The 23,538-nt window shown below is 37.7% G+C and carries 19 protein-coding genes and 2 pseudogenes; 11 read left to right on the top strand and 10 right to left on the bottom strand.

Annotated elements, in window-relative coordinates:
• Positions 1–49: 49 nt before the first annotated feature.
• On the top strand, positions 50–2,752 hold the full coding sequence (locus tag SCB77_RS21620; protein ID WP_320184084.1) for a hypothetical protein: 2,703 nt from the start codon (positions 50–52) through the stop codon (positions 2,750–2,752).
• Between the two features lie 72 nt (positions 2,753–2,824).
• Positions 2,825–2,989 (top strand): annotated as a pseudogene (locus tag SCB77_RS23210) (IS256 family transposase); the annotation flags it as partial.
• 300 nt (positions 2,990–3,289) lie between these two features.
• On the opposite strand, the gene SCB77_RS21615 reads toward SCB77_RS23210, so the two are convergent.
• Positions 3,290–4,042: a hypothetical protein gene (locus SCB77_RS21615; protein ID WP_320184083.1), complete on the bottom strand. Its 753-nt coding sequence runs from the start codon at positions 4,040–4,042 to the stop codon at positions 3,290–3,292.
• An 869-nt stretch (positions 4,043–4,911) separates the two neighbouring features.
• Between SCB77_RS21615 and SCB77_RS21610 the strand changes: the two genes are divergently transcribed.
• On the top strand, positions 4,912–5,865 hold the full coding sequence (locus tag SCB77_RS21610; RefSeq protein ID WP_320184082.1) for a hypothetical protein: 954 nt from the start codon (positions 4,912–4,914) through the stop codon (positions 5,863–5,865).
• Positions 5,855–6,859: a hypothetical protein gene (locus SCB77_RS21605; RefSeq protein WP_320184081.1), complete on the top strand. Its 1,005-nt coding sequence runs from the start codon at positions 5,855–5,857 to the stop codon at positions 6,857–6,859. Before SCB77_RS21610 ends, SCB77_RS21605 begins: the two co-directional genes overlap by 11 nt.
• A 66-nt stretch (positions 6,860–6,925) precedes the next feature.
• Here SCB77_RS21605 and SCB77_RS21600 read toward each other — a convergent pair whose 3' ends face one another.
• A complete protein-coding gene (locus SCB77_RS21600) occupies positions 6,926–7,477 on the bottom strand; it encodes a hypothetical protein (RefSeq protein ID WP_320184080.1) in 552 nt (183 codons plus the stop codon).
• A gap of 185 nt (positions 7,478–7,662) precedes the next feature.
• Here SCB77_RS21600 and SCB77_RS21595 point away from each other — a divergent pair, with 185 nt between their 5' ends.
• Together SCB77_RS21595 and SCB77_RS21590 are read left to right on the top strand one after the other, a co-directional pair.
• A complete protein-coding gene (locus SCB77_RS21595; RefSeq protein WP_320184079.1) occupies positions 7,663–7,944 on the top strand; it encodes a hypothetical protein in 282 nt (93 codons plus the stop codon).
• A 25-nt stretch (positions 7,945–7,969) separates the two neighbouring features.
• Positions 7,970–9,163 (top strand): annotated as a pseudogene (locus tag SCB77_RS21590) (IS256 family transposase).
• A gap of 16 nt (positions 9,164–9,179) precedes the next feature.
• Here SCB77_RS21590 and SCB77_RS21585 read toward each other — a convergent pair.
• The 3 genes from SCB77_RS21585 to SCB77_RS21575 form a co-directional block, all read right to left on the bottom strand.
• Positions 9,180–11,900, bottom strand: coding sequence for a DUF4365 domain-containing protein (locus tag SCB77_RS21585; RefSeq protein ID WP_320184078.1), 2,721 nt, complete (start codon positions 11,898–11,900; stop codon positions 9,180–9,182).
• A 232-nt stretch (positions 11,901–12,132) separates the two neighbouring features.
• Positions 12,133–13,170, bottom strand: a complete 1,038-nt coding sequence (locus SCB77_RS21580) for a tetratricopeptide repeat protein (protein WP_320184077.1) — start codon at positions 13,168–13,170, stop codon at positions 12,133–12,135.
• Positions 13,170–13,349 (bottom strand): hypothetical protein, encoded by a 180-nt coding sequence (locus SCB77_RS21575; RefSeq protein ID WP_320184076.1) that lies wholly within the window; start codon positions 13,347–13,349, stop codon positions 13,170–13,172. The genes SCB77_RS21580 and SCB77_RS21575 overlap by 1 nt, the downstream gene beginning before the upstream one ends.
• 314 nt (positions 13,350–13,663) lie before the next feature.
• Between SCB77_RS21575 and SCB77_RS21570 the strand changes: the two genes are divergently transcribed.
• Complete coding sequence (locus SCB77_RS21570; RefSeq protein ID WP_320184075.1) at positions 13,664–15,034, top strand: HEPN domain-containing protein; 1,371 nt, start codon at positions 13,664–13,666, stop codon at positions 15,032–15,034.
• A gap of 361 nt (positions 15,035–15,395) precedes the next feature.
• Here SCB77_RS21570 and SCB77_RS21565 read toward each other — a convergent pair whose 3' ends face one another.
• Together SCB77_RS21565 and SCB77_RS21560 are read right to left on the bottom strand one after the other, a co-directional pair.
• Positions 15,396–15,593, bottom strand: a complete 198-nt coding sequence (locus SCB77_RS21565; RefSeq protein WP_320184074.1) for a hypothetical protein — start codon at positions 15,591–15,593, stop codon at positions 15,396–15,398.
• On the bottom strand, positions 15,590–15,781 hold the full coding sequence (locus SCB77_RS21560; protein WP_320184073.1) for a hypothetical protein: 192 nt from the start codon (positions 15,779–15,781) through the stop codon (positions 15,590–15,592). Before SCB77_RS21560 ends, SCB77_RS21565 begins: the two co-directional genes overlap by 4 nt.
• Positions 15,782–16,432: 651 nt before the next feature.
• Here SCB77_RS21560 and SCB77_RS21555 point away from each other — a divergent pair.
• The 3 genes from SCB77_RS21555 (at position 16,433) to SCB77_RS21545 (ending at position 20,612) form a co-directional block, all read left to right on the top strand.
• The gene (locus SCB77_RS21555; protein WP_320184072.1) at positions 16,433–16,879 is read left to right on the top strand and encodes a hypothetical protein; all 447 of its coding nucleotides are present in this window, start codon (positions 16,433–16,435) and stop codon (positions 16,877–16,879) included.
• Between the two features lie 506 nt (positions 16,880–17,385).
• The gene (locus tag SCB77_RS21550) at positions 17,386–19,122 is read left to right on the top strand and encodes an ATP-dependent nuclease (protein WP_320184071.1); all 1,737 of its coding nucleotides are present in this window, start codon (positions 17,386–17,388) and stop codon (positions 19,120–19,122) included.
• Positions 19,122–20,612 (top strand): UvrD-helicase domain-containing protein, encoded by a 1,491-nt coding sequence (locus tag SCB77_RS21545; RefSeq protein ID WP_320184070.1) that lies wholly within the window; start codon positions 19,122–19,124, stop codon positions 20,610–20,612. The genes SCB77_RS21550 and SCB77_RS21545 overlap by 1 nt, the downstream gene beginning before the upstream one ends.
• Before the next feature lie 215 nt (positions 20,613–20,827).
• Here SCB77_RS21545 and SCB77_RS21540 read toward each other — a convergent pair whose 3' ends face one another.
• The 3 genes from SCB77_RS21540 to SCB77_RS21530 all read right to left on the bottom strand — a co-directional run bounded on the left by SCB77_RS21540 (position 20,828) and on the right by SCB77_RS21530 (position 23,167).
• Positions 20,828–21,697, bottom strand: a complete 870-nt coding sequence (locus SCB77_RS21540) for a hypothetical protein (RefSeq protein WP_320184069.1) — start codon at positions 21,695–21,697, stop codon at positions 20,828–20,830.
• 106 nt (positions 21,698–21,803) lie between these two features.
• A complete protein-coding gene (locus tag SCB77_RS21535; RefSeq protein ID WP_320184068.1) occupies positions 21,804–22,580 on the bottom strand; it encodes a DUF4099 domain-containing protein in 777 nt (258 codons plus the stop codon).
• An 11-nt stretch (positions 22,581–22,591) separates the two neighbouring features.
• A complete protein-coding gene (locus SCB77_RS21530) occupies positions 22,592–23,167 on the bottom strand; it encodes a M23 family metallopeptidase (protein WP_320184067.1) in 576 nt (191 codons plus the stop codon).
• Between the two features lie 145 nt (positions 23,168–23,312).
• On the opposite strand from SCB77_RS21530, the gene SCB77_RS21525 reads away from it, so the two are divergent.
• Complete coding sequence (locus tag SCB77_RS21525) at positions 23,313–23,537, top strand: hypothetical protein (RefSeq protein WP_320184066.1); 225 nt, start codon at positions 23,313–23,315, stop codon at positions 23,535–23,537.
• The last annotated feature ends 1 nt before the right edge of the window (position 23,538 follow it).

Here is a 23,538-nt window from a genome sequence, read left to right as displayed (position 1 = left end):
TAACATTGATCGATTGTTCGTCGAATCTCAGCGCGTAGAAGATCATTTCATGATCGAATATATAAAGGGTTCGATCGAAAGATCATATTTTATCCAGAAGCTCACAAATCAATTTGACCCAGAATGGTTTAAATTTGCTTACGAAAACGGCTTACTGTCATTTAATAAGATTCCACCACCTATCCCCTTCACAACGAATAAAGGGGAGATTTCCTTCCAATATAAAAGCTGGGAAGGTGCCTTTCTCATTCAATCGGCTGCAGGTTATGTAGAACAGTTTCCCGAGATCCATACGCTTGTAGTACAAATTATTAATGGTTACATTGTATTTAGCTATGTGCAAGAGAATTCCCTAGACCGGAATTTTACTGTTGACTATCAAATATCTCGGAGCATATTGAGTTTACCTCCTGATTCGATTGACAACATTCACATAAAGTTTCTATTTGATTTTGGGCTTAAAAGAGAGCGTTCCATACTTTCTCATGATATATGTGAAATATTCTTTTTTAAACTGTTAGACAGTAATTCCTTGTTAGCTTCTAAGCTATTGGATTTGCTTTTTACACCATTACCAGAGAAAAAAAATTATCGATCAAGAGCAATTGTCGATGAATATACGCTGGAAAATTTCAGTACCAGTGCTCCATCAAAACTTTTTAAGAAGTTCGATACTACCGTTCTGGAATGGGCTATAGCAAAAATAGAAGATGTTGCTCGCGAATCACCATTGGATTTTTCCAAACTCCATATGGCGTCGATCGAGCCAGACAGGCAAAACATCGACGAATCAGCCTTTAATTTTTCGATAATTAGGTTATTAGTTGGACTTTTGGAAGAAGTTCCACCCGACGAAATGTCATCCAAAATCAGCACACTGATCCTCAATGAACTGCCTATTTTGCGGCGTATAGCTTATTATTTCATTGACCGCCGATTTGAGCAACTGTCTCCTATATTTTGGGAACAGGCGAATCCGTTAGATGATCGGAACACGATGCTCGAGGTCTATCGCTTGATTAACAGAAATTGTTTTAAATTTGAAATTGAACAAGTACATCAACTTCTATCTTGGATAAAAGGCTTGACTGTAGAAAGAAGGAGTGAAGACAAAGAAAAGGACTATCCAGCCCGCCGTGCATATTTTGAGCTAGAATGGCATATGGCGTTAGAACCAATACGGTACCGTTACCCCGATCTTCTTATCAAGGACTACCATGCTTTAAAAGAAATGACAAATGGCGTTGTACCTTCGCATCCAGGATACGTTAGTTACTTTTCCATGAGCTCGGGCGATGACTACAGCACAGACGAACGTATATTGGAGAAACCCCCACTTGAGGTGCTCAACATCCTTGCAGATAAGCAGCGATGGAGCGGCTATAATACTTACGGTTTACAAAACGACTTAACAGCCTATGTTATTGATCAATACGATTTAATTTCACCAGTGCTATATGAATTTGTTGCGCTGCCAGTACGCTTTATCTACAGCTTCATGAGTGGTTTACGCTCAGTCATTGAAAAATCAACCTCCCTGATTGCAGGAGAAGTTTTGCCTTTCATAGATACCATATTAGAAAAACGACACGACCTTTGGGATGTAACTTCTGATGAACGAGAAAAGTCCAACGCAGTAGGGATGATCGCCTCGTTGATAAATAGCGTATTTGAGAACAAAGAATGTAAGTTGACTGGTGAACACATCAGCAGTGCGATCGAAATTTTAATTAAGTTAGAGACGAACTATATAATTGAATTTGAATGGCTAAACAATGATCCCATAATGGATATCACCAATTCCACACGCGGCAAGATCTATGATGCATTAATCAATGCTTCTATAAAACGAGTGGGTTTGCAAAATGGTCCTCCCGCATGGGACCAATCGGTAAAAAGTTTATTTACAGAACGTCTCGTTTCATCTTGCAAAATCGCCGAATTCTATTGGTGTTTAGGATTTTACATACCGCAAATCAGCTATCTTGATATGGATTGGTTGAAAATGAACCGTCACGAAATGTTAAAATATCGTGAGGGAAAATATAAAAATCCAGTTTTTTACGGGTACCTCTTGTTCTCCCAACAGCTTTATAAAAATTTGTATGACTTACTGCGAGATGAATATGAAAGGCAACTCTCCACATTAACAGATGATAATCTGATTACGCGACGGTTTGTCGAACATATCTGGATTGCATATACAATTGATTTACAAGGAGCAAACAAGCTGCTTACTGAATTAATCAGTATGGGAAATGAGCGACAGATCGCCTCACTCATTGATCGAATAAAAATCGAAGATCACATTTCAAAAGCTCAAAAGATCCGATATGTTTGGGAATTAGTACTGGTTCTTGCCGAAGGAAGTTCTAATACGACGCTAAGGGAAAAAGTGTATGAAATGGTTTATTTTGCTGAAATAATTAATAATTTTGGTGATGCTGATCTCCCAATTTTTTATCGAACACTAAGACTAGGGAAACAGAGCCTCAATACATACCGTCTTTTAAAAATTATAGAAGCCAAGGTAGCTGTTGGTGAAACTAAACTGGCAGGAACTTTATTGCAGATGTTATTGGAAAATTGTAGCCAAGAAGCATATTTTGACGAGATGAAACTTATTGAAATATTGAAGGAATTGTATGAAAATAATCTAAAGGCTATCGCAGACACTATAGCAATAATGGCTGTTGAACGAAAAAATTTCGGTGTGGTCTCTGTGTATAACAGCTTTCATAACTTGTTGTAAAAAAACTTACAAATGGCACAGAGAGTGATTAATAATTACAGTTATTCAAATTAAACTTGATCTGATAAAATTAAAACCAAAGGTGTCTTCACTTCAGATATGGCCTTATTGAAAATGGTCTATTTAGCACATAAAAACATTAAGAAAAAATGGGCGATGCCACTGGCCAATTGGGGGACTACGGCTCAGAAATTAGCAATTTGGTTTCTGGGAAGAATGGTGTTAGATTTGCAATAAGCAAAGTGGCTGAATTACCGCCCCGCTGGGCGGTAATTCAGCAAATGACACAGTTTGTTTTACACTCCCATTTTTGACGAAAACAACGCATGAATTATTACAATTTATAAAAGTTTCTTCTCAGTCATCATAAGACCATCTTCGTCAAAAATCTTCTAAATCTAATTATGACGTCAACTCCTCTACCTTAATAATTCTGACTTTATCACCCAATACCGCTGTAATTTCCTGATCTGTATTTAGCTCAGCAACCGTTCGAATGCGCTTCCTAACAATCAAACATCATAAGATCACTTTCTTTTAAAGTTCAAGTGGAATTGCAGACCTCTTAATTTCAATGTCTAAGCCAAGCTCATCGATTAAGGACCTAACCTCCATAAAATTTGAGATCTGTTTTACAGACGGACCAATAATTATCTCAGATATACTATTTACTTGAAAACTCTGGTCAAAAAACCTTACACTCTTTCCATTTCTAGTGAACTCGCCTAATTCCTTATCTTTTGGACAAAATGAAACACTTCTGAACTCATTTTCAATTTTGAAAGCTTTTTGTTTTATATGCGCCGTCTGAAACGTAATTTGTAGATATTCTCTTTCAGTTATATTGCTTAATTTAGTGTTTAAATCAAATATTTTCCTAAACCAATTATAACGTTCTCTACTCATTTTAGGATAGGGATTACCATAAATACATTGATTAATAATAAAATTATCATTAAAAACTGAATCTTTAGTAAATCCGATGGAAACACTTTTCTCTTTATCAACATAATAACTATTCCAAAAGGCCAAATCGTCGCCATACTCTGTAAAAGAAATTGAGAACAGAGAATCTCTAAAAGAAAATCTATCTAACATAGATATTTCAAAAGGAGAACTTACATTATTTTCTTCTTCAAATTCAACAATCCTATCTTTTAAAAGCTGAATTCCATACTGATACTCGGACTTATCATTAAGAGAATTCATTTCTGAAAATCGCAATTTTTTAAATCTCAATATTTTATCTAAAATATCTATTGACGTATAATGGTAAACCACACTATTCATCTATTAATATTGACTAAAATTATGCTGGCTTGATTTTCCTTAAAACTAAACTCTCCTAATCTAAACTTCCCAAAAAAGGTTGGACTTTGTCCGTATTTATTAAATCTTTCATTTTTCTTAAGAAATCTAATAATGTTATTTACCATAAATCTAACCTTAATCTATTACAAAATCGGCGGCAGTCCCAATTCCTTCAAATATTGATTATGCTTATCCGTAGCCTCCCTTATGTTTTTTTCTTATGTCAATTAGATCTTTGCTGACTTGTTTCTAATCAATCTGTTCGTCGGCCACCGATATACTAACATAACGAGTAATATTAAGGTTATATCCATTATTCTCGATTTCATCCGCAGAAATACGACGAGCAGACCGTTCCACTTTTTCAGAATAGTAAACACAACTAAAGTATCAAAAATCAATTTCTCGATTTCCTTGATGTGCTATAAGTGGTAGATGGACTTTTTGTTGTTGTTTCTTTTGTAACCTATCTTCCAGTCTCACCACTTCGATACTGCTTCGACTTAGAATTGGATGGTTTGGTTTGAGCTACACTTATAGTAAGAAAAAAATAGTTGAAATTAACGTTGAAAAATATCTTATAATAGAATCTTTATAATTTTACAAAGATACAAAAAAACTAATTTACTTTTATCTTATTCGTGAATTTCATAAATAAAGGGGGGAACCTATTTTCTATTGCCGATGCCTTCACAACGATTAAAAAGGTGTTGAAAATTGAAGCGGAATTGCCGTAATTACAAGGAAAGATGCCTCCAAAACGACCCATAAAATACCCCTTTTGGGGTATTGCATATTTGTATTTAATCACCCAACTTAACACATTATAAACTAAACCTTAACTACCGATGAAACTAACACTGCGAAAACAGAAACAACTATATAAAAGGGCAGCGAAGGCTATAGAGGACTATGCGGACAGACCGGATATTGTAGATATCGAGTTCGGCCTTAAATTAGTAGATGGCCTGATTACGGATGAACTGTGCATACGGTTCAATGTCAGAAAGAAGATGTCTACTAAATCGCTAAGAAGTAATCTTGTCTTGCCTAATGAAATTGCTGGTTTCAAGACTGATGTGGTAGATTTCGACAACAGGCTACAGATATTGGTATTGCCGCCACGAACAAAAATCCGTCCCCTTATTGGCGGCTCACAGATCCTAAGTCAGATTTTTTTAGCAGATCCATACGCATACGGTACGCTGGGCGCCGTAATGACCTTGAACGGCACCTACGTGGGAATCACCAATTATCATGTACTCTATGGATCTATCCCAGCTCAAATGGTACAAACTGACTACGCCGGTAAATGCAGGATATTTCAGCACTTGCACGATACCAAATCCATCAATAGCATCGGCGTTGCATCAACGGTATTCGATCAGGCACTTGATTTCGCACTTATTGGCATAGAAGAGCCGGTAAACCTTACCCAATCCCTGAATGGCTTTCCTGGTGTAATAAAACAGATTATACCTGTCGATCCTATTTATGGACAAACAAAAGTCAAAAAGACCGGAGCGACCTCCGGGATAACTTACGGGATAGTGTATGGCCAATCTTTGCGCAACCCCGCGAGATTTCCAATCATATCAGATCCGAACTTTCAGGACAAAAACCTACCACTCTCACTGGACGGTGATTCCGGATCGCTATGGATCGTAAACGACAATGATACAAATATAAAAATCGTTGGATTACACTGCCAGGGCGATGGCGAAACAAATGCAGTTGCTACATCAATAACATCTATACTAAACGCAGTAAAAAAACAAACACACGAAATTTATGAAAACTAACATCTTCCTACTTGCCATCCTATTGCTAGCAAGTAGTTGTAGTGGACTAAAAAACTATAGCAGTGGCGATAACCCAAAAATAGTGTCGGAAAAAACTACACTAACAATCACACCCATTGGTGCAAAAAGCAAAAATCAGATGGGTGGTATAGCAGGAATTGCTGCTATCATCGGACCTTCATTGATTGACTTGGGCGTGAAAAGTGTGCAGCAAAAACTAAAGTCGGATGCACTCAAATATACCGGCTCATATAAGGCGTCTAATTCGGCGCAGAATTTCCGTACTTCGGCCGAGACTATAAACTTACCAAAGCTCACAATATCGAGAAACATTGTATTGGAGAAAGATGCAGAAACAGGTACCACTACTCCTGCAATCTCGTTTGAACTGATACCTGAGCAATCTGATGATCAGACAGCATTCCGATACATGGTAAACAAAGATACCTCTTCATTTAAGTACAACTATTCCATAGCTAAACTGAAAGGCAATTCGCGATTCGTTGACCTGACCGTAGAAATTAAGGTCAAAAGTCTTTCTCTTGCTGCCGGTGAATATAAGTTGAATGATATCAGAACTGTCTCCATGAATATCCCCATGGTACGGGTTGGTGAACCCGTGGTTGACGATAAAATATACAGTGGTTGGATTCCTATACTGCCTAAATCTGTTGTATCCAGAGCTGACACTTCTGACACGAGAGACACGACCATTACAATAAAAACTGAAGGGAAAAAGCCACCGGTGCAACTAACAGAGGAGCTAATCAAAAAAAGTGTAATAACGCAAAAACCTCAAGCTCTAAACGTAAACTCTGGCTTATACGAAATAGAAGTTGTCGTCACTGAAGTCAACCCCGCCAAGATCAAGGCCGCACAACGTGCCGCATTTGTAGATGCGACCAGTGAATCTGGCACCTCTGTACTAAAATCCATACTCGAGGTATTGACCAAAGAAAAGGAAACGGACAAAGAAACAGAGGCAAAAGAATAGTGTCTCCATAAAATATCCCAAGGTGGTTAAGGGACATACTTCTAGCCATCTTGGGATACTAATTCCTTATCTTACTTCCAACAATCTATCATGAAGATAAACTACGATCGCGCGTAGCAGTGTTAAAGCAGGTAGTAACAGAAGCTCCTGATACTGGTAAAGCCCTTTTTCTCCGTGTACGATATTACAGCGGATATGATACAAAATCTTCATTACAGCAAGCATCTTCAAAGCATCATCTGAAGTTAATTCCAAAATCAGCCTTTCATCCTGAAGTTTGCGCGGTCGCCCTTTATCTAGGACTATATTGAAATGTGGCATGGCATCTGCCAGCTCCTTTATTCCCACATTCAGCCCCTGCGCATCCAGGTGATTAGCCATGGCTTTCGCACCAACAAAACCAACCATATGCGCTGTGGCCCTCTCCATGTCTTTCACGTATTCTCTGCGCACACCCTCCCTTCTGTAGCGTTCTGCAGGAACGATGTTGTATAAGAAATTATAGACGATAAAAAGACTAACATATTCATCGATCAGATCAGCAACATCATGTCCGTTTACGTGATTAGCCTTCTGTAGCCATCTATGGTAAAAATCATCTTGTTCGGGTGTCAACATATGGATCGTTTAATTAGGCTTTGTTACTACCTTAAATATAAATAAAAGAAAGAGTAACTATACGGCACCATTACGTCTTACAGCGGAACTTAAAATACAGACTTAAAGAACAATTTCTATCGATAGCATTGTCGCTGTTGTTACTTTTTATGGACTTACTTTAAAAATGGAGCTCCAAAATTAATATGGAGAAGCTTTTTGATAAAGCTGTCGACTATTCATCGATTAGTTTCGGTTTTTTATTGACAGTACTAGCAATTTTACTACAAACCCAAACAAAAGCAATATCAGCTACTAAAGGTGCTGGGAGGTTTGGAGATTTGATACTAGCGAACAAAAAGGGAGCCGTGGCATCAATTATTTTGGTCTTTATCTCAATTGGTTATCTGTCTATTAATAGCGAAAGCAATATGACAACGCCATTTTTTTGTGAGTGTAAAACAAACTGTGTCAAGTATAATAAATAGAAATATTATTTTTGATATAGTAATTATGAGTATTAAAGACAGTGATTTTGATTTTGAGTCCATGAAGGATAAAGCTCTGGAGCAGTTACGCAGCGGAGAATCACTTTATGGTAAGAATGGAGCTTTTGCTCCATTAATGAAAAAGTTTTTAGAAGCAGCGTTAGAAGCTGAAATGGAGAGCCATATGGACGAGGACCAGCGCTCCAGTGGTAATCGGCGTAATGGCAAGTCCAGTAAGCAGATCCGAACTTCGGATGGTACGATCGATATCGAAACACCCCGTGATCGTCAATCTACCTTCGAGCCCCAGTTGGTTAAGAAACGAGAGACTATTTTAGCGGAGAGTCTTGAGAAGAAGATTTTAGGTATGTATGGTTTTGGTATGAGCTGACGTGATATTTAGAACCACATCAAGGAAATGTACGACACTGACATCAGCCACAGTACACTTTCTTCCATTACCGATAAGATCATTCCTGAGATCAAGGAATGGCAATCAAGAAGCCTAGATTCTCTTTATACGATCGTGTGGATGGATGCTATGCACTACAAGGTAAAAGAAGATCATCGTTTTGTTTCTCGGGCAGTATACAATATCCTTGGCATTGATCGAAATGGGTACAAGCATTTACTGGGAATGTATGTTTCGGAAAATGAGGGTGCTAACTTTTGGCTGAGCGTACTGACCGATTTACAGAACCGTGGTGTGGAGGATATCTTAATAGCCTGTATCGATAATCTAAAAGGCTTTTCAGAGGCGATACAAAGTATTTTTCCCGACACCGAAGTACAGACCTGTGTCGTGCACCAGATCCGTAATAGCTTAAAGTATGTGGCCAGTAAAGACCAGAAGGAATTTATGAACGACCTAAAACCAGTGTACCGAGCCGATACATTGGATCTTGCCGGACTGCGGATGGATGAACTTCATGATAAATGGGGCGAAAAGTATCCAGTGATCATCGACTCGTGGCGGCGTAACTGGGATCGTCTGCCCACCTATTTCCGATACGATAAATCCATCCGAAAATTGATCTACACCACCAATACGATAGAAGGATTCCATCGTCAGATCCGTAAGGTCACTAAAACCAAAGGTGCCTTCACTTCAGATATGGCCTTATTGAAACTGGTCTATTTAGCACATAAAAACATTAAGAAAAAATGGACGATGCGACTGGCCAATTGGGGGACTATGGCGCAGAAATTACAAGATTAACCTATTTCCAATAATTTTAGGCATTCAGATTATTATTCTTCTTACTGTATATATCGAAATACAACCTTTCCACTTGAATATCCCTATTATTTTGCAAGTAATCTTCTATTATCTCTTTTAATTTTGGCGACTTTGCATAATATTGAAAGAAGAATTTTGTGGGATTTAAAATAAGCCAAGATACTTTAAATTTGTTATAGTCAAAACCGTTAAGGTCCAGCAGCCAATCATAGTAATCCCCAAAACCAACCATCTTTTTTTTAGTAATTGCGCTGGCACTCAACTCAAATTTAAAACACAGATTAAAAAGCATATCAAACTTTGGATACGGATTAGCCTGAGGTCCATAAAAACTGGCTCCAAAAGAGACATGAGAAGGATCAGGATATGTAGCCTCTATAAATCTGTTCAACAGATCAGATTTTTCAAACGGAAGTACCCCCCAGATTACGGCATAATTGTAGTGGTAGGGATCAAATTTTTTATTGAGCTGTTCTTCGATTTTGCGCTTAACACGGAGTTTGAATGTTTCTTCCGAAATGGCATAAAATGAACAAAGTACATTAAAATTCTCCATCAATTCCCCGTTATCTCCTAACGCAAAATTGAAGAGTTTCTGGTATTGAGAAGTAGATAAACTGATCGAAATATTTCTAAGTTTTAATTCTTCAGCAAAAAGCTCTAATGGTTTTTCACGATACGTTCCCCTACACTCTAAAAAGAAAATGATAAGTTTCTTTAGCATTTCATCGGATAGCTGACGACGTTTTAAATTAAAAAAATTATTAACCTGAACATAAACCTCAAAATTAGGCAAATCTTCTTTGGTAAAGCAATGCATGATCCCAATAACAATTTTTTCCACCTGCTTTTCATCCATATTAACAATCGCTGCAAGACAAAAACAGTTTGCAAAAATTTCAGCGTAACGTTCATGCAGAAAGTCTTTTCTTTCGTCCGGATATGATTTGTATACGTTACAAACTACATGATGATTCGACAGTAAATTAGCAATCAATGAGAAAAATTCACCATCACTTTCTACATATGAGATTGATTTTAAATGATATTTATTAAAATAGCGCCATATTACTTTATGATCGCCATCAAAGATAAGCGTTTTGATATGGTAATTATTAAAATTAGAAATTACATTGCTATTAGTCTCCCTAAGCGCCAAAGCAATAAACAGTCCCTCAGTGAACTCAGTCATCTGCATGCTAAATTCCGCGAAGCGATCGTAAATGATCATATTTCCTCCAATAAAAGAACTCATTTTGGCAAAACCAGTAAGTAATTGCTCATAGGAATGCGTTACAAACTGTGCGCCGTTAATATAACTCTGATACTCGCTCCGCAATTTTGATATTGCGCTCTGTACTTCGTAAACACTATCAGTATAGAATCTCGACTCTTTGATGTAGTTAAAAAGCTTTCGGTGATGACTATTGCTGGGAGCAAAATATACAGCTTTGTCCAAATTGATTTCCATCATTTTTTTTCCAAGCTCCAGTTCTTCATGGCTATAATAGTTACTTCTAATTAGCCTCCCCAATTTGATTAAATTAAATTGCGTGATCAAGTTCAAAGTCTCTTTTTTCTTTTTTTTTGCGACTACTCCAATTTCTTCAAATGCCTTTGCAGCCTGAAGATAATTACCAAACATATAATTCATATACGCCATCTTCATACGGTCTTCTAAAGATTGCGCTCGAGAATTTTGCAGCATCTTGAGTACCTTAGGAATTTCAAGTCTGCTGTAACAGCAAACTATGCAATTACACTTCCTTTTCTTAAAATATCGAGTGGGAACTTCCCGCCTTGATTTTTCAGCTATTATACTGTAAATGTGATTATTGCTAAACCTTTCAAAAATTATTTTCGCTTTTTTTTCGTATTCATCCACATCCCTAATAAACGCAGGTTCAGTAAAATCAATATTTCCATCGGATTGAACCTTAAAACTATCGATCATTGTCACCAATTCCTCATTGTTAGTGTACAGTTTAAATTGGTGATAGAATGACGATTGAAATTCAGAAATTTTAAATGGATAATATTGAGTTATTAAATGTTTTGGAAGGTACAATAATTCCCCAAAAAGATATTCAAACAAAGAATACAATTGATCTAAAAGGGGTTTACTTCGGTCAACTTTAAAATCTACATCAGCACTGATGGTAGTCACTAGTTGTTCTGAATCCCTAAAGAATTGCGCCACATTCGATTTTTTCGCATCATTAACAAAAGTGTTAAAACTACTTTCTTCCAGAACATTTTTAGGATCTAAAAAGATCTGCATAGATCTTTTGTTTTGAGCTATAGATTGATTTAGTCGACGTTCAAGCGAACTATCCAACTGGATAGCATACCAATACACTTTCTGATTAGCATTTTCGCAAAGAAGGAACAGCAAAGCCCAAGGCATCTCTTTTTGATAATAGCGTATATGCCTGTTATCAATCTGAAATGATATCAAGCCCTTATTTTCAGTAGTCTTTAAAGCAGTGACTGGTTCATCTGTTGCTTTAACTTGCAACTTGAACATTTCTAAAGTTCTCTCATTTGATTTATCAATAAGTTCAATCTGAAAATCTACGCCACGATCTTTTTGATGCTCCTCAGAAGTTTTAATTATTTTTATATCTTGATAAGCGACCCGAATTTTTTCCAATACATTGTCAAGCAAAATGTTACCTGACTCTTGAATCTCTTCGCTGCTTCTTTTCTTAGACATTTCCATTATTTTTAGGTTGCTGTTTATCGAATGTAAGAAATTCTCTCGATTTATGTATGAAAGTAATATAGGTAAAAGGGAAACTGTTAGCAGATAGGGATTTATCACCTTATACCGTCTTTACCTAGAAATGGTAGTAGATTTTTGGAAGACCAAACAGATAGCTATTCAATTCTTAATTCTCATCATTACTGCATCAAAATAATACTTCGATCTAATAACCTAGGCACATTTATTCCGCAACCTCTTGCATTCTCTGTGAAGTGCATTTTATTAATGTTTTGGTTTCGAAGATGCAGCTCTTTCCACAGATTCCCCGTAAAGGATTAAAGAGATTTTTGATCTCCTTTTTTATTCTTGCTTTTCTATTTTTTGACATCAAGGAAGGATCAACATAGTGAGCCAATTCAAAACTTATCAATTGAGGTAAATATTGTAGATCATAGAAATGAGGTTCGATAAATAGCGAGACTTTATCTAAGTATTTCCTGTGCGTGTCAAATTTGCCATCTTTGGCTAGGTTCTTATAATATGCAGACAAATAGATGTAGGTAAGTTTTTGGTAACTTTTATGAATAAGAATTTTTTTACCCTCAAAACTTTCAAAAAACCATTGCATACTATTAAGTTCGGATTCCAACAAAGTAGGCTGGTTCTCTAATTTATAGATCAGCTTATTTATCAATTCAACGGAAGCCTTGATGTCAAGTAATTTAAGGTGCGCGTGGGATTTGGTTAAATAGGGAAGCAAATCATCTTTATCCAATCTGATTTGCTTGTCATAAAGCTCAATAGCTTCGTTATATTCACCGATTTGATGCTTGATGTAAGCATAGTTATTTATATAGGTCAGATTTAATGGAGAAAGTTGATAAGCCTTTTTATAATAGCCTGACGCTTCTCTAGTATCAAGGGCATCAACTGTTTCGTAAATCATACCTAGTCGATAGTAAGCATCTGAAAAGGAACTATCGTATTCAATTGCTAATTTGAAATGGCCGATTGTTTTATTGTAATCATCCCCTTCGCGAGATAACATGCCACTGAAATATGCCGCATGAGCATCCCTTTTTCCGTGTGCGGATATCAAATCGATCTTTTTTTGTAACACTTCTACGGGATATCTACGATCTTTAATATCCATACCAATCTGACATTTAAATATCCCCCAAGAAGCTTTTTTACTAAATTTATCAGTACGCAATGCATCCTGAAATTCACCTAATGCAACCGACCAATAACCCAAATTCAGTAAATCATTCCCCAACATTAAGTGCTTGTCGGTGATAATCGTTTAAGATCTTCCTGCTCTTTCTTTTTTTCGTAATTTTCCTGTTGATTTCGAAGCTTTTCTACGGGCTGTAAATAAGAAATGCCATACTTTATCTTTCCTATCAACAGTCCGAGCACCGTCAGTATAAACAGCAAAAAAGGCATTATTTTAGACATTCCCCTTTATAAGTTCTGCCTATTTTTCTGTTTTAAACATTTCAAAATTATGATATCGCTGAATCTCGTTCCAAATTAAAGCTTTTCAGGATCCCCCATTTGCGGCAATTAACTGCCCACCTGTCCATTCCCAAAAAAGCACAATAAAAATATTACTTAACATATTGTAGCAAACGTCCACGATCTACTAAGTGAATATAGCTCAACATTAATTATATTAGGGTCATTTTTTATTTCAAATTTTATCTTGGATACAATAAACTGGGCTAGTTTTCATTATTCAAAAACACGTATACTACTAAAGAATTTCTACAATGACTAAATCAGACTTAATCGCAGAAAAAGAGCACATACCAAATATTATCGAAAGTGCTATTAAAATGTCTGACCCAAACTGCCCAATAACAATTTATGAAGGAACATTTTTGCTAAAAAACAATGTACAAGAGCTACTTGTTAGCGGCGGAATTTATTTTGGGTGGGGAGGAACTTCAGGCGCATATTTTACAGCTACACTTGTTATGGATGCAAAATCGCCCCCCTCATTTGATACCAATGCAATTTTCTCGATAATTGTAGACGAGCTATTATTCGGCGAAGGTTTCATTACGACAGCTAAGATGGGAGAACACTATAGACTGAAGGGCATAATGTCCGCTGAATCAGTATTTGGGGACCGCTCAGTTGCAGTTGAGAAAATAATTTTCGCTGTCCCTAATCTAAGGAATTTCCACGGGATGCCAGTGAAAAAAATATGTGATAATATAGTTCAGACTTCAAGAAATCGGTTAATTTTCGATAATGAAAGTTATCAAATAATTTTAGATAAAAATTTAGATTACAATGACGCATTGAACCTACTACAGGAAAAAGGAGGCTTCAGACTACTTTATTCCGGAGAGCTTACAAGCAAAAAGAAAGCGCTCACACTGGAAAACAGCAAGGATGTATTTGATTGCTTAGGTACATTTCTTACATTTCTAAATGGAAGGAGAACTTCTGCTATGTTTCAACAGGGAATATTCGATCAAGAAACGAAATGGTTTGATTATACGGACTATATCATTGATCCACACAAAGAGGTCCGATCCTGGACAGTGCGAAACTCAATCGAGTCGCATGACGCGCTATGGAAAAGTTTTTCTAGGTTGTGGAAGAACAGTGATGACAGAGAGTTCTTAAGGACCGCTATATATTGGTATGTTGAAGCAAATTCCGGCGACCTATTTCTTGAGGGGCCAATTATAATGGCGCAGACAGCAATTGAGCTACTTTACAACTGGTACATTGTCGAACAAAAGAAATTTATCCTTGGAAAGGACGCGGAAAGCATCACTGCAGCTAACAAATTACGTTTACTACTGTCGCAATTGAATATTTCACACGAGGTTCCAATAGCATTTCAATCGCTTTCAAAATTCGTAGCGGGTAATAAAGAAATTAATGACGCGCCAGAGGCTGTTGTGCAAATAAGAAATGCAATTGTACACTCCCAACAAGAAAAGAGAAAGAAACTAAGTAAAATTGACTCAAAAACAAAGTATCAAGCACTTCACCTGTGTATTTGGTACATCGAAATGGCTTTATTAAAAATTCTGGGCTACAACGGCAAGTATTCAAACAGGTGCTCTAAGGAGATGGTTTTAGCACGCACAGTCGAAGATGTACCTTGGCGCACCAATTAAGATAAAGATTATCTAAAATTATAGTGCTTGCGCACTCTTAAAATATAGATCCACTAGGACACCGAACCGTAACTCTGTAACAGAGTGTCTTACTGACTGAACGACTATTAAATTAAAAGCGATAGTTAGCTTTCTTGGAAATCATAAAAGAATATTAATTGTAGCAAATTCTTTGTCAAATATTTCTACTAGGAGATTTTACTCTGGCCAACCCCATTTGCATAACGGGAAGCCTTTTTCCATATAAGTATTAGTGTTGGGAGTGGGAATGAGAATGGGAAGATTTAGAGTTGCATAGCCGGATGCGCTTATCCGGTCTTTGCTTTGCAACGTTTTGTACATGCAGGTTTTTCTTTAATTACTACCTAGATCTTTTCGCCGATGGAGCTTGCTCGACATCCTGTTTATTTGCCTCGATCTTCGGTTCGACGGTTTCTCTTCCATCCGCCCAATCGGCCGCTCGCGGGACTTTGACACTTTGTATTTTATCTTTAGTAGCAAAGATAGCCTCATCCCTTACTTCCCTTCGATCTTTATCCAAAATATCGATCGTCTTCATTTGCGGTTGACAGCAAGCGTAACGGGCATCGTACGTCGACCGATCTGCAAGTCTGCTTGCACAATATTTCCGTTGCGCAGTGCTTTGGAAACTTCCTGAAGCTTTTCGGCATCTTTTAACCCTTTAATCGAATATTTTTTCAGGGAAGCTTCCAAATCATATCCGAACTCTGGACGAAAAGTACGCAAAGGATGGCTTCCGTATGCATCCTTTACTTCCAGATTAAGCCTAAACCAGACAGGCGTTCTTTCTTGATTTGGATATCTTCGAGTTTCCGCATAACTGTGTCTAAATCCGTAATGTTTAATCGTACAGTATTAAGTTATATCTTTCAGACAAAAAACTATACAATCTTACCCTCCAAGACTGTCACTTGCTGCACCTGTCTGCTAGGAGACTACCTCATTTTATCATCTACGATCTTTGCATAGATGGCCGTTGTCTTAATCTCCTTGTGAACAAGCCTTTTTTGAACTGTAAACAAATCAGCGCCATTTTATAAGTAAAAGACCAACATTTTTTTGTTTTTGTGCGCCCACTTGGGCTCAATTCAGAGACCAAAAGATTTCGAGACTTTGGGACGGTTCAAGCGAATACATTTTAAAAACTTCATTTCTGACCTACAAGATTATTATACTGAAAATTTTCGATGTGTAGAAACTTAAGGCTAAACCTATCTGTAACACTTTTTGATAACATATAACATGCGCTGTAGCATCTGCACTCTAGAAGTGCGTTCCAAATAAAATTGAAAAGTCTGCTTCATTTATTGTCAGAAATAAATCAAAAACACCGGGCATTACAAAGGCTTTTATTAGTTTTGTCAAAACCTAATTCCAATGGATAACACAGAACTTTTCAAATGGCTTGCGATATTTTCACCAGTGGTGAGCGGAATTATTTTAGGTGTTGTAAGTCATAAACTGTCCAACCGTTCTAAACGAATAGAGATTCTTTTTCAACACAAATTACGGGCATTTAATGAGCTTCATAATATACTTATTAACTATAGATTTGAGTTAGAACCGAATATCTATAATAATCCGTTTCTAACCAGGAGCATTGACGCAAAAGAATCAGTACAAACCCTGAATCTTTTAAATAATTCACTTGTACATAATAGCATTTTTCTTAATAGGGAAAGTAGAACAGCGGTAATGGATATCACTGCAAAAATTAACTCATTTTGCAGATTTGAAAAGCAGGATTTTGAAAATATAAATCCCTATATAGATATGGTGGCAGAAGTTAATCGAGTAATTGATATTTTAATACAAAGACCTTAATTTAAAATGATCGCGTTTAGCCAAAATAATCCAAAAGGTACTTATCCTTAGTAGATTTTAAGGTTTGAGTAGATGAGCACGGTTAGTTGTGAAAGAAGGCCAGTCGATCTTTAGTGATTAACTGAAAATACTTCGGGAAATAAGCATCACTAGCGTAAACATCATCAAAATAGCGATCAGATAAAAAAAACCGTGGTTCGCTTAAGTAATACATTAAAAGCTTATGTACGATTAAAGTGTCAATTAGTGCATTGCTAGCCAAAAAGCTCTGCCGCTTTTAATTGATGTCCTTTGCATCCATTAGATGTAGTCGCTCAAACCCATCCATGTTGCAGTGGTACAAAGAATATTTATGATATAATATAGCTTAAACAGCGAATTCATTCCTAGCTTGAAACCGAAAGAATTTTCATTGTATAAATAAATACCTTAAATTAGCAAGAAGAGTTGTATACCTGCTTATGGGCTCTTTTTTCGTTAGCTAAGTACCAAATCAATAATTGCCAATGTCAAAAATCGTAAAATTAGAAATACAGAATTTCCGTAGTATCGAAAATCTCTCCCTTAATTTTCCTCATGACCAAAAATTATTATGCCTTATTGGTCGTGGAGACAGCGGCAAAACAACAATATTGGAAGCGATTTCAGCAGTTCTGTCATCAACATGGAACTTATCATTCCACGACACTGATTTTTACAATGTTAACTACAATAAACCTATCAAAATTACTGCAAATATTGTCGGTATTCCAGTCAAACTGCTTTCAGATCACAAGTTTGGATTGAATATAAGAGCATTCAACAAACAAAGCTCAGAAATTAGTGATGATATATTATCACTCGAAGATACAGCACACTGGGAGCCAATGTTATCCGTGCGACTATTAGTCGATAAGAATTTGGAACCAAATTGGCATATCATCAATGAGCGCGCGCAGGACGATAAGCCAATCTCTGCCGCAGAAAGAGCTTTGCTGAATTGCTATATGGTATCTGATAACATTGATAGGCATTTCTCGTGGAATAAAGGGAATCCATTATACTCTCTTTTAAAAAGCGCAGCACAACAACCAGAGGATGCAGAAGAAAACAGTATCGTATTAGAATCTCTCCGATCTGCAAAAAACAAAATAGATGAGCACGGTTTCGAGAAGCTTGTTGAAGTGACCGATATGGTAAAGGTACAAGCAGCAGGCCTAGGCTTGAATATCGAGAAAACTAGCACAACCCTCGATTTTAAAGAACTATCCATCCGAGACAACCGCATCAGTTTGCATGATGATAGGATACCATTCCGGCTGAAAGGTAAGGGATCGAAGAGATTAGCCTCTCTAGCAATACAGTCTATCTTAGTCAAAGACGGTGGAATAATGCTCGTTGATGAGATCGAGCAAGGCTTAGAACCAGATCGCGCAAAACAGTTAATAAGGGAGCTGAGCGATAATGGTAAAGGACAAATCTTCATTACTACCCATTCTCGTGATGTTATAACCGAGTTGAGTATTGAATCGCTGATCTTAATATTAAAAGATAAAAGCAACTCTAAAATAGAGGGAAGAGATCTCTCTCACATAGAATCATTGCAGCGCGTTGTAAGAGCGTGTCCCGAAGCATTTTTTGCAAAGAAGATAATTGTTTGCGAAGGAGCTACCGAGGTCGGAATTATGAGATCCTTGGATAAGTATAGAAAGCAGATTGGTAAGCAGCAGATGTCTTTCGAGGATTGCGCCTATATTGACGGAGGCGGAAGCAGTTTTGTGGAGAGGGCTGAAAAAATAAGAAAAGCGAACTTAAAGTCAGTAATATTCTGTGATTCCGATGACCCCATTGTTAATCAAAAAAAAGAAGGCTTAAAAGCGTTAGGGATTGATTTGTTTGACTGTGACGTTGATAAATGTATCGAAGCGCAAGTATTCCAAGATATACCTTGGGGGGCTATAAAGCAATTATTACAATACGCCTTAGTGGTTCATAAAAGCAATGATCAAATTGCACTTGAAGCATCAATTAAAGCTCAATTTCCACATGGCTATCGATTCAACCAGAATTGGCTTGAAGAAGATACTTCTGAATTACGAACAGCATTAGCCAAAGCATCCGTCAAAAAAGATAAAGAGTGGTTTAAAAGAATAGATCATGGAGAGTTCTTAGGGTCAATCATATTCGAGTATTTTGACCAGATCAATGAACGCGCATTACTAAAGCAGAATTTTGAGGGTCTAATTAATTGGATTGATAACTAATGGATTATCGATCATTTGTTTCTGAACGTAAAGCGCTATTAGTTTCTCCGGCTGGGTATGGAAAAACTTATACGATAGTACAAAGTCTCAAGTATACTCAAGGCAAACAGTTAATTTTAACTCATACCCATGCAGGCGTAGCGTCAATCAGAGAAAAAATTGAAAATGAGAACATTCCCTCTAATCAATTTCATATCGAAACAATAAGTAGTTTCTGCCAAAAGTATGTACAAAACTTTTATGTTGGTAATGATATACCTGATCAAGAAAATAAGCAGTATCACGCATTTACCCTAGATAAAGCCTTTCTACTGTTTAAGTCGCCGATGGTGCAGCATATCGTCAAAAGTACTTTTGTAGGACTATTTGTAGATGAGTATCAGGATTGTACTAAAAAACAACATGATGTCATAATGGTCCTGTCAGATCTATTTCCTACGAGAATTCTAGGTGATCCACTGCAAAGTATATTTGATTTTAATGGCGATCTAGTTGATTTCGAAAGGGATTTGCCTGATTTCACATCATACCCCGATTTGGATGTTCCTAATCGTTGGTATCGGAATGGTTATAACACCCTAGGTGATATTATTAAGGGATTTCGGGAAAATTTGATCAGTAGAGAACCAGTTTCTCTTATAGAAAACATACCAAGTGGTCTTCATATCTTTCCAGTACAAAATGGAGATTTATACTCTTTTAAAAGCAGCTATACAAAACCTCTTCAAGCAATCATTGCAAATCGACGCAAGGACCCAACAATGGAGAGCCTACTGATAATTGTTCCTGAATACGAAGAAGTATTGCCGGTTGGATCCAGAAACCGAGGTACAATTTCAGATCGTGTTAATATCAAAAACAGGATAGATTTTGCTAACCGACTAACACTCCTAGAGGCTATAGATGATAGATCCTTCTATCAAATCGCTCGTACTGCTGACGAACTGGTGCTAGGTATAAATAGAGCCAAAAACAAGATCAATAGAGTTAAGAAGGATATTTTGCTTTCTGTATTTAAAAAAACAGAAATCGATAGTTGGTTTTCAAAAGAAGATTTTACGGTAAAGAGATCAGAATCGGACAAAGGGAAAACGTTTAAGGTAAAGCAGAAGTTTAACTCGTTTTTTAAAGAGCCTAGCACATACAATCTATTAGCGCTATTAGTTGAAGCTAAATCTCAATTTGGCTTAAAGCAAAAAAGGGAAGCGATCCATAGAAATCTTTTGAATTCACTCAAACAATCTACATATGAGAACATCTCCGTTTATGAAGCGATGAAAAATAATAGAAATCAAATAAAAAGAGTCGGCCGGAAGGTTGATGGGAAATGTATAGGCACAACACTTCTTACAAAAGGTCTAGAGTTTGACACGGTTGTTCTTCTTGATGCTAACAAATTTGATACTCCGGAGCATTTGTATGTTGCTTTATCACGCTGCTGTAAGAAGCTGATAATTTTCACAGATAATTTGAAGCTCAGCCCATACTAATAGACATTGATTTGTGCTAGACTGATTGAGTGATGAAAAAAACAATCTAAATTTCGTCTAAGCGGTAGAGTATGCGCGAGAAGAACAGTGATGTTTGTCGCATACACAGATAATTCGGTGGCATATGCAGGAAAATTTTAATCGTTGCATAGCCGGATTCCATGATCCGGTCTATGCGTTGCAATATTTTACACATGCGGGTTTTTCCTTAATTACTATCTAGATCTTTTCGCCGATGGTACTTGCTCGACGTCCTGTCTATTGGCCTCGATCTTTGGTTTGGAGGCTTCTCTGCCTGCCGCCAAATCGGCAGCTCGTGGGACTTTAACACTTTGCATTTTATCTTTCGAAGCAAAGATTGCCTCATCTCTTACTTCCCGACGATCCTTATCCAAAATATCGATCGTCTTCATTTGCGGGTTGGCAGCAAGCGTAACCGGTATCGTACGTCTGCCGATCTGCAAGTCTGCCTGCACGATATTTCCGTTGCGTAGTGCTTTGGAAACTTCCTGAAGCTTTTCCGCATCATTTAACCCTTTAATCGGGTATTTTTTCAGCGAAGCTTCCAAATCATATCCATACTCTGGACGAAAAGTGCGCATCGGATGATTACCGTAGGCATCTTTCACCTCGAGATTGAGCTTAAACCAGACTGGCGTTCTTTCCTGATTTGGAGTATTTTCTCGGTTCGGTTCAGTTTTGGTTCGCAAGAAAACATCCTTTTCTATGGCCTGACCGGAAAGTAACTTAAAAGCCTGTAAAGCCGTTACGCGGTAATCCCGCTCCAGATTGAAGGTTTGCGACCGAATGACTGGATTATCCTTCTGCTGCAAGGTAACCTTGTAGTCATTAAGGAAATACATATCGCTATCTTTCGATCGGTTAAAATTGATGTCAAAACTGAGCTTATCGGTCCGCGCTGCCTTGGGATCGACAGAATCCAGCGGTCTGTGATTGGTTTGGATGCCGAGACTAAAATTTGGCATTTCACGGCGAATCGCGGTTTCGAGCACATCGTTCAGCTTATTATCGAAGCCTAGATTGTCCAATGTTTTTTTGAGGTACTCTAAATTGTTCTCGTTCATGAGCTAATGGATTAAATGATAAAATGAAATAGATAGGGAATTGGTGTCACTCCAACCGGTTACTGATTGGAATAGAATTTTGGAAGAGATTAAATGTACGTAGTGGCTAACGAGACCGAAAACGCTCGCGCTGCTCATTAACCTGTAGATCAGCAGCGGCCAAATGCGGAAAATCTTTCTTCAGCATCATTTGCAATGCGTTTTGGTAAGAGCTTCTATTGTAATCAAGCTGTCTATGAAAGCCATCTTGAAGGTTTCGTAGCTCATGGAGCATAACATGTCTGAGCTTACCATCATCTTCAAAACTTAGGATAACTTTTTCCGTATTGGATAAAATACCTTTGGGCTCTGACACGCGGTATTGCACGGTGGTATCATCATAGATGCTTACTTGCTTTCCAAGTCGGTAAGCTTCACGTTGATTCGCATCTAGCTCCTCGCCATTAATCATCGTAGGCGTCTGCACATTTGCAGCGTCGTATGTCAAGAATTCACGTGTCTGGGCGTCGTACTCCACCACCATACGCTTAACTTTCTCATCACCACCGTTTAGCTCTACCACATGATTTGTTTTTTCACCATCCATAAGCGCTCCCATCGCATCCTGATCAAGGAGATAATGCTGCTGGGGTGTCCGGTAAACTGGGTGGATTAGCAGTTCTACTTCACCTGAGTCTATTCTACTGAGGGATAGCTTCGCTTCCAGCCGAGCGATACGAAAGTTATTAAGCTGCACGTCGCTGATTGCGATTAAGGCAGAACGCCTACCGGCTAACATAGCCTCCAGATTGTCGTTATCGATAGTTACCTTTTCATTATTGAACAGATTTAGTGATTCCAGCGCTTCACGGGGAAGCTCTGCTTCTTTAAATAAGTATTGCATTGATTTAAGGATTATTTGTTTAGAAATTGCTTCTGCAGTACTAGCAGAAACATTAGCGGATCAATATAGTGCGTACCAATCCGAATACTGAAATGTAGGTGAACTCCCGTTGCTCTGCCCGTTCGCCCTGTGTAGGCAATCTCTTGTCCAGCACGCACCTCGTCGCCAACAACCACAACACAAGCAGAAAGGTGGCCATAAATGCTGTGGACGCCTCCATGATCGATACAGATAAACCTGCCCAGAAAAGGATGCTCTCCGGCCTGAACTACAATACCGTTATAGATTGCCATCACAACAGGATTATTAGACTTAAGGTCAACGCCATTATGAAAACTGTTTTTACCGGTTACTGGATGTCTTCGCATGCCAAAATGCGAGGTTATCTTCGGTGTGCGCAGTGGACTACAAACGACGATGGATTCTACCGAGTCTGCCAAAGAAGCCTTTCGACCACAGCTACTCCTCTCCTGCACTGCATCATTTTTAGGTTTCGCTAAGTTTGTCGTAATCTGCGCGTGAGCTTTAGATACTGGTCCTACAAAAGATGGTACAGCCAGCAGCATGCAAAGAAAAAGTTTAGCCATAATAAGGGAGATCAAGTATTTATGATGAACGAAAAACCAAATCACATTCACTAGCGTAGATAGGCTTAATCAGAGAATAATTAGTACATTTGTAGCAACCAATATTAATATATCTTTTATTAATGAATTTTAACCTAATAGCATCATGGATAGAATAGGTGGAGACAATCCGCTAAGGCAAATGGTCCTTCGCGGGAAGGCACGGGAAGATTTCTTCGCATGGCATAAAGCCAACTTCCAAACAGATCCAGTCAATGTGGATCTATGGCTAATTGGTTTGCAACTAGAACTATTTAGCCAGTTTTTTCGAAAAACCATCCGGCATGCCAATGATTTTTATGACGCACTGGATGCTTACAATAAGATCTAAG

Origin of the sequence: Sphingobacterium bambusae (assembly GCF_033955345.1) — a bacterium.
Lineage (GTDB): Bacteria > Bacteroidota > Bacteroidia > Sphingobacteriales > Sphingobacteriaceae > Sphingobacterium > Sphingobacterium bambusae.
The sequence above is the reverse complement of the archived record's forward strand: the minus strand, read 5'-3'. Positions and strand labels throughout refer to the sequence as shown.